This is a genomic window from Peribacillus sp. P4_C12 (genome assembly GCF_056402095.1).
In genome coordinates this window covers 1-7274 of sequence record NZ_JBFUIB010000172.1, presented here as the reverse complement: position 1 = coordinate 7274, position 7274 = coordinate 1, and the positions used below count along the sequence as shown (strand labels likewise).

Here is a 7274-nt window from a genome sequence, read left to right as displayed (position 1 = left end):
ATATGAGTTAGTCTATATTGCTTATAATCACTCCATTCAACAGGTAACAACTCTTTTATACAATTAAAATAAGTAAGAGTTATATTAAGTATTTTTTCCTTAGGTAATTCGGCTATCTTTGTATTTTTAATTAATAACAAAAGAAAGTTATATACATTTTGTAAAGTAATATGCTTTTCTTTAGTTCTTTTGCCAATGAACGTTCCTTTATTATACAAGGGGCTGTTAGGGTCAATAATTAGCTGTGTTGCAATCCAACTAAGATTATCACTTTCTCTTTTTAAAAATCTACTTAACGAAGTACCTATACCTTTAGCTTTTGTATTAATAATATCAAAAAATTTAATTTCCTCATCTTCATCTAACCAATGGAAGGCAAGAAAAGGAACATGTAACATTGAATTTGTTGTTTTTGTATATAGCTCAATTCCTCCTAATCTATGTTGTCCATCCATTAATGAAGCTTTTTTTTTGCATTGTATTCTGCCTAAATTTGGACGAGTCTTATCATATGTATGAAAATCCCATTTTCCACCGGCGTTAAGTAATTATTTTATACCGTTACAGGAGCAGTTCGGTAAAGACTAACTCAAATCTAGCCGATATATATATTTAAGGTATAATAATAAAGAAAGATATTTTTTTACGGATTAGGTGACGAAAATTATGAAGCTAATCATTGCGGAGAAACCAGATCAAGGTTCAACGTTAGCAGCTCAATTTAAAACGAAGAAACAGCAAGGCTATATAGAAGTTTTGCCGAATGAACTATTTCCGGATGGTGCTTATGTAACATGGGCAGTCGGGCATTTATGTCAACTAGTTTCACCGGAAACGTATCATTCAAAATGGAAAAAATGGTCGATTGATACATTGCCGATGATTCCTGAGAAGTTCCAATATGAAGTGACTCGACAAAAGGCAAAGCAATTCAATGTTGTGAAAACTTTGCTTAGGAAGTCGGATGTGGATGAAATTATTCATGCTGGCGATGCCGGTCGTGAAGGAGAATTGATTGTACGCAATATCGTCAATCTATGCAGCGTCAAAAAACCGATGAAACGTTTATGGATTTCCTCTTTGACTCCGAAGGCTATTTATGAAGGATTCCAAAATCTGATTAGCGAAGAAAAAACAAGGCCACTTTATCATGAAGCATATACGAGAGCTTGTGCAGACTGGGTTGTTGGTATGAATGCTTCCAGAGCTTATAGCATTTTATTGAAACAAAGAGGGGTGTCGGATGTATTTTCAGCTGGCAGGGTTCAGACGCCTACCCTCGCTTTGATAGTAAAAAGGGAAATGGAAATTGAACAGTTCAAATCTGAACCGTTTTGGGAAGTATTTGCTGACTTCAAGATGGATGGAAATAAATATCAAGGAAAGTGGCAGCAGAACAACGATCCGAGGATTAAATCAAAAGAACTGGCTGAAAAAATTGCCGCCTTTTGCAAGGGTAAAGAAGCTGAAATTGCAGAAATGGATACAGAAAGAAAAGAATTTCAGCCACCTTTATTATTTAATCTATCTTCTTTACAGGCAACCGTGAATAAGATTTATAAATATTCACCGAAAAAGACGCTGGATATTGTTCAAAGTTTATATCAAAAAGGGATTGTTTCTTACCCGCGTTCTGACTCCAATTATGTTACAGAGGGGGAAGCCGAGACATTTCCCGATATTTTGCAAAAAATAAGCAGGTTTTCAGAGTATGAATCCCTGTTTCCGTTGCCTCAATCAAGCATCATAAATAATAAACGGTTTGTAAATGAAAAAAAAGTGACTGATCACTATGCAATTATCCCAACTGAGCAGGTCACAGACCCAAAGCGCCTTTCCGCTGAAGAACGCAATATCTATGACTTGGTGGTACGCCGTCTGATTGCGGCTCATTATGAGAAGGCGATTTTCGATTATACAACAATTAAAACGCTTGTCGATAAGCGGGCCGAGTTCATTTCGAAAGGCAAGCAGCAAATCCAAGAGGGATGGCGCAAGGTGATTTTTCAAAATGATAAGGATGATGACGATATCATTTTGCCCCCCGTCAAAAAAGGGGATTGTGGACAGGTAGCCAGTGTAAAAGTGAAAGAAGGAAAAACCCAGCCTCCCAAGCGCTATACAGAGGGTCAGTTGATTACATTGATGAAAACTGCCGGAAAACATCTGGATAATGAAGAGCTAGAAAAGGTTTTGATGAAAACAGAAGGACTTGGAACTGAAGCTACTCGTGCAGGCATTATAACTATGCTGAAAGACCGTAAATATATTGATGTTAAAAAAAATCAGGTATTTGCGACAGATAAAGGGAAAGTACTGATTACTGCCATCGGAGAAAAAATTCTGGCTTCACCTGAAATGACGGCTAAATGGGAACAGCGCTTAAGGGAAATCGGGGAAGGAAAGGCTTCCGCTGGTGAATTTATGGAAGCTGTTAAGAAGATGTCGGCTAAAATTATCAGTGATGCAGTTGAATCATCGGAAAACTGGGATTTCCAAGGACTGGATASTGAATCAATTCAACGGAGCGGTTCTAAAAAAAGAAATACTGCATCTGTAGGCAGCTGCAAGTTATGCGGTTCGAAGATTGTCGATAAAGGTGAATTTTATGGATGTGTGAGTTATCAGAAAACCAAGTGTAACTTCACTATCTCCAAAAAAATCCTGAATAAAAAGATCAGTCAAGCAAATATAAAAAAGCTGTTGGCAAGCGGCGAAACGGATTTAATAAGTGGCTTTAAAAAAGGAGAAAAGACCTTTGACGCAATTTTATCTTGGTCCGATTCTGAAAAGAAGATTAGTTTTACATTTCCAACAGAACAAGCCGTCAAGCAAACTTAATAATAAACTTCTTTAAAAGACGTCCTGAGACGATATCTTCTTGTTTCGGGGTCGTTTATATAGTAAAATTTTTAGATATGCGTTTGAATGGGAGGATTCCGAATGCCTACACCGAGCATGGAGGATTACATAGAACAAATTTATTTACTTATTGAAGAAAAAGGATATGCCAGGGTTTCCGATATTGCAGAAAATCTTTCCGTCCATCCCTCTTCAGTTACAAAAATGGTTCAAAAACTAGATCATGAAAAATATTTAATATATGAAAAGTACCGTGGTCTCGTTTTGACTGCAAATGGGAAAAAAGTGGGTAAAAGGCTCGTATACCGACATGAACTATTAGAACAGATGCTAAGATTGATTGGGGTCAAAGAAGAAAATATCTATCAGGATGTTGAAGGTATCGAACATCACCTTAGTTGGAATGCTATCGATCGGATTGGAGATCTTGTCGAATTCTTTGAGGAATCTCCTAGTCGTGTCGAGGATTTAAGAAATATACAAAAAAGAAACGAAGAGAACTCAAAATAAGCTGCCACTGGCAGTTTTTTTTTTGACTTTTATAAATTAAATACTTATAAACCAGTCAGCTATTATTGTACGGAATAAACAATCTAACTAGTTATAAAACAAATGATGTTCAATAAGTGGATAATAGGAAAAGATAAAAAAGGGATTTTTAGAGTCAGAGCAGAATAGCTATAAATAGGCCACAGCAGTCACGGTTAGAGATGGGTTTTTCTATACTAGGTAATGTAATAAAAAAGTTAAGAAACAAGTTATTTCTTTAACAATTCTATGTGTTCATATGAAACAAAGATATAAATGGAATGGGGGAATGCCGGATGGATTTACATACTTGGCATAAAGAATCGGAAAAGAAATGGGATGACTTTGCTTCTAAGTGGGTGGAGAATTCGCAAGAAATGTGGGAAACAGGAAGTCGAAAAAATATAATCCCGTTTTTTTCTCAATATGTGCCTACGGGAAATAAGGTAGCTGATATAGGCTGTGGAGATGGAGTTGGTTCTCTTAAACTTGCTGAAGCGGGTTATGAAGTAACTGGAATTGATCTTTCTAACGTCATGATTGAATTTGCAATGGAAAAGACCGTACATCAGCCTAAACTTTCGTTTATTCAAGGTGATTTTTATCGTCTTCCATTTAAGGACGAAGAAATGGATGCGGCATTGGTAATTAATTCTCTTGAATACACAGGTGAACCATTAACTGTGGTGAATGAAATTCACCGTATAATAAAGCCTGGCGGCTATGCCTGTTTTGGAATACTTGGTCCGACTGCGGAACCACGTAAAAAGTTTAGTTTCCAACGTTTATTAGGCGACAAAGTGATCATGAACACGATGCAGCCGTGGGAGTTTGAGAAAATAGCAGTGGAAAGCGGATGGAAAGCAGTCGCTGATACCGGCGTCGCCAAGAGAGGGGTAGACTTTACAAAACTAGGTCACTTTTCAAAGGATTTAAAGCAAGCCGTATCTTTTATGTGGTTGTTTCTCCTTCAAAAAGAGGGTAATCAGTGATGGAAAAGTATCAAATCAATCAATTCGTCGAAAAAACGAAACAGCAGGATAAGGGGCAAGGTTTGTTTGAACTTGAAACGGAAAGAATTTTGGAAATAAATCTTGAACAACAAATCTGGGCGAAAATGGGGACAATGATTTCTTATCGGGGCAATATTAAATTCGAACGAGAAGGAATATTAGAACACGGATTTGGCAAACTCTTTAAAAAGGCCTTTACAGGTGAGGGTGCATCTTTGATGAAAGCGACTGGAAGTGGAAAGTTGTATGTGGCAGATCAAGGGAAGAAGATTTCCATCTTACATTTGAATGGTGAATCAATTAGTGTAAACGGCAACGATTTACTCGCCTTTGAGCCGAGCATACAATGGGATATTAAAATGATGCGGCGTATTGCCGGTTTGCTAGCGGGGGGATTGTTCAATGTTAGACTTGAAGGGAAAGGGATGGTGGCATTCACTTCTCATTATGAACCTCTCACATTAATGGTAGAAAGGGGGAACCCAGTCTATACGGATCCAAATGCAACCGTCGCTTGGTCTGGAGACCTAAAACCTGAGTTTGTAACCGATGTGTCATTAAAGTCGTTTTTTGGAAGAGGAAGTGGGGAATCGGTTCAGATGAAATTTGAAGGACAGGGATTTGTCGTAGTCCAACCTTTTGAAGAGGTGTATTTTGGTAATAAAGAGTCTTGATAAAAAAACACCACAAACAAATATAAAAATTTTTTAAGCTAGAATTCCAGAAAAACTTCAAAATGAAAAAACCTGAGTCAAGAACTCAGGTTTTTTCTTCCATACTAGATTCAGTAGGTTTCCCCGAAAAAAAGTACTTCACTTAATGAGAGAGTTTCTTTTTTTCTTTCCCTTTCAATCCCACTCATAAGGGGTCAATTGGTAGACATAATAATTCAGCCAGTTGGAGAACATGAGGCTACAGTGACTTTTCCAGCGGTGAAGCGGTACTTTAGTTGGGTCGTTGTCAGGATAGTAGTTTTCAGGGAGCTGTGTATCAATTCCACGTTCCCTATCACGTTTATACTCTTCACCGAGTGTTTCGGCATCATACTCGAAATGACCTGTAACCATTATTCTTCTTCCATCAACAGAGGCGGCAATCAATACTCCGGCCTGATCGGACTGAGCTAAAATCTTCAATTCTGGATGATTAACTAATTTTTGATAGTCAATGTCAGTATGGCGAGAATGAGGCGCCATAAAATTGTCATCGAAGCCACGGACTAGATTTTCATTTGGTTCGAGTACTTCATGCTTATAAATGCCAAAGCACTTCTCAGGTAGTTCGTATTTGCCTATTCCATAATGATGGTAAAGCGCTGCTTGAGCTCCCCAACAGATATGTAGTGTAGATGTGACGTTTTCTGCTGACCAGTTCATAATATCTTGTAGTTCTTCCCAATAATTAACATCTGTGAATTCCAATTTTTCAACTGGAGCTCCTGTGATAATCAAGCCATCATATTTTTTAGAACGGATTTCATCAAATGATTTATAAAATTGATCTAAATGAAATTTACTTGTGTTTTTCGATTCATGTGTGCTTAAGCGTAGAAATGATATGTTTACCTGAATAGGAGTATTGCCAAGAAAGCGTAGCAGTTGAGCCTCTGTTTTTACTTTCTCAGGCATAAGGTTTAAAATCAATATATTTAATGGGCGAATTTCTTGCCTGGTTGCCCTTTCCTCATCCATGACAAAGATATTTTCCTGTTCTAAAATTTCCTTAGCTGGCAGTTTTTCAGGTATTCTGATTGGCATAATTAGCCTCCTTCTTCAAAAATCATAATATTTTAATTATATAGAAAATTCCCAAATAGAAAAGCTATTTTAATAATTTCTTGTAAATCCTCTAACGAAATCTCGAGAATGGTAAAATGGGGAGGAGATATATACATAGTTCTTTTTGAAAAACTTAAGAGGTTGGAGAGGTGTATGGAGATTGTTTGATCCCACAGCATTTGAGAATATGAAAGTAGTATTAGAAGGAGCAGTTTATGATCGTGACTTTATTGGAGATATATTGGTCATAACCCGTGATGATATTGTTAATCTCTCAACAATGTCAAGAACATATAAGATCGAGATGGAATTGAAGGAACCTTTCGCACCTATTTCTGTTGTTGGTGGCATTGAGTTACATGCTTCACTCGAGAATTTAAGCTCAGAGTTACTCGAATTCAATAGTAATGAAACATATGCTGGATGTACGGTTGATATATTCATTTCATTTCAGGAAAAACTTGGGGTAGGAGAAGTTGAAGATATCTTTATTGAGCTGGAGAAAATTTGGGGGAAGCAAAGAATCATTACTGTGACGACCTCCGAAACGATCAGTAAAATAGATCGGCCAGTAAATTCTTCTACGTTTAAAGTTTCATTTGGTAGGCTTGTAAAAGAAGAGCAAATGGAAGATTTGGAAGATATGGTAGAGTATTTGATCCAATCTCTAAAAGTAGCCAAGGGGATAGAGAAAAATTAAAAAGAAAGAATATTAAAGTTGGAAAAGTGATCTTTAAATACGGTAAAATGACAGCATCATACTTTAGGGAGAGATCATACATGTCCATTTATGAATTTGAAGTGAAAAAAATCAATGGCGAGACCGTTTCGCTTGAGGAATACAAAGGGAAAGTAATGATTATTGTAAATACCGCAAGTAAATGCGGTTTTTCGCCACAGTATGATGATTTGCAAAGCTTATATGTACAATATAAAGAAGATGGTTTAGTCATCCTTGGTTTTCCATGTAATCAATTTCTTAACCAGGAGCCTGGTGATGACCTGGAAATCGATTCTTACTGTAAATTGAATCATGGCGTAACTTTCCCGATGTTTGCAAAAGTGAATGTTAATGGGAAGGATGCACATCCAT

The 7274-nt window shown here is 37.0% G+C and carries 8 protein-coding genes; 6 read left to right on the top strand and 2 right to left on the bottom strand.

The annotated features are described in order from the left end of the window. The coding region (locus tag AC1DUW_RS17585) for a DGQHR domain-containing protein (protein WP_477643083.1) at positions 1 to 482 on the bottom strand (482 nt) is incomplete at its 3' end. Between the two features lie 184 nt (positions 483 to 666). Here AC1DUW_RS17585 and AC1DUW_RS17580 point away from each other — a divergent pair. From AC1DUW_RS17580 to AC1DUW_RS17565, 4 genes are all read left to right on the top strand, one after another. Continuing rightward, on the top strand, positions 667 to 2841 hold the full coding sequence (locus tag AC1DUW_RS17580) for a DNA topoisomerase III (protein ID WP_477643082.1): 2175 nt from the start codon (positions 667 to 669) through the stop codon (positions 2839 to 2841). A 102-nt stretch (positions 2842 to 2943) separates the two neighbouring features. Further along, positions 2944 to 3372 carry a transcriptional regulator MntR gene (mntR, locus tag AC1DUW_RS17575; protein ID WP_053346643.1) on the top strand — a complete coding sequence of 143 codons (429 nt, stop codon included), beginning with the start codon at positions 2944 to 2946 and terminating at the stop codon, positions 3370 to 3372. Positions 3373 to 3686: 314 nt separating this feature from the next. Beyond that, entirely contained in the window at positions 3687 to 4382 is a 696-nt protein-coding gene (locus tag AC1DUW_RS17570; protein ID WP_053346642.1) for a class I SAM-dependent methyltransferase, read from the top strand. Then, the gene (locus tag AC1DUW_RS17565; RefSeq protein WP_053346641.1) at positions 4382 to 5077 is read left to right on the top strand and encodes an AIM24 family protein; all 696 of its coding nucleotides are present in this window, start codon (positions 4382 to 4384) and stop codon (positions 5075 to 5077) included. Before AC1DUW_RS17570 ends, AC1DUW_RS17565 begins: the two co-directional genes overlap by 1 nt. Before the next feature lie 174 nt (positions 5078 to 5251). Here the strand turns inward: AC1DUW_RS17565 and metA are convergent, their stop codons facing one another. Continuing rightward, positions 5252 to 6160, bottom strand: coding sequence for a homoserine O-acetyltransferase MetA (gene metA, locus AC1DUW_RS17560; RefSeq protein ID WP_056520864.1), 909 nt, complete (start codon positions 6158 to 6160; stop codon positions 5252 to 5254). Between the two features lie 208 nt (positions 6161 to 6368). On the opposite strand from metA, the gene AC1DUW_RS17555 reads away from it, so the two are divergent. Continuing rightward, a complete protein-coding gene (locus AC1DUW_RS17555; RefSeq protein WP_477643081.1) occupies positions 6369 to 6881 on the top strand; it encodes a hypothetical protein in 513 nt (170 codons plus the stop codon). Positions 6882 to 6961: 80 nt separating this feature from the next. Next, positions 6962 to 7274, top strand: a 313-nt coding sequence (locus tag AC1DUW_RS17550) for a glutathione peroxidase (protein ID WP_477643080.1), incomplete at its 3' end; no start/stop codon positions are given.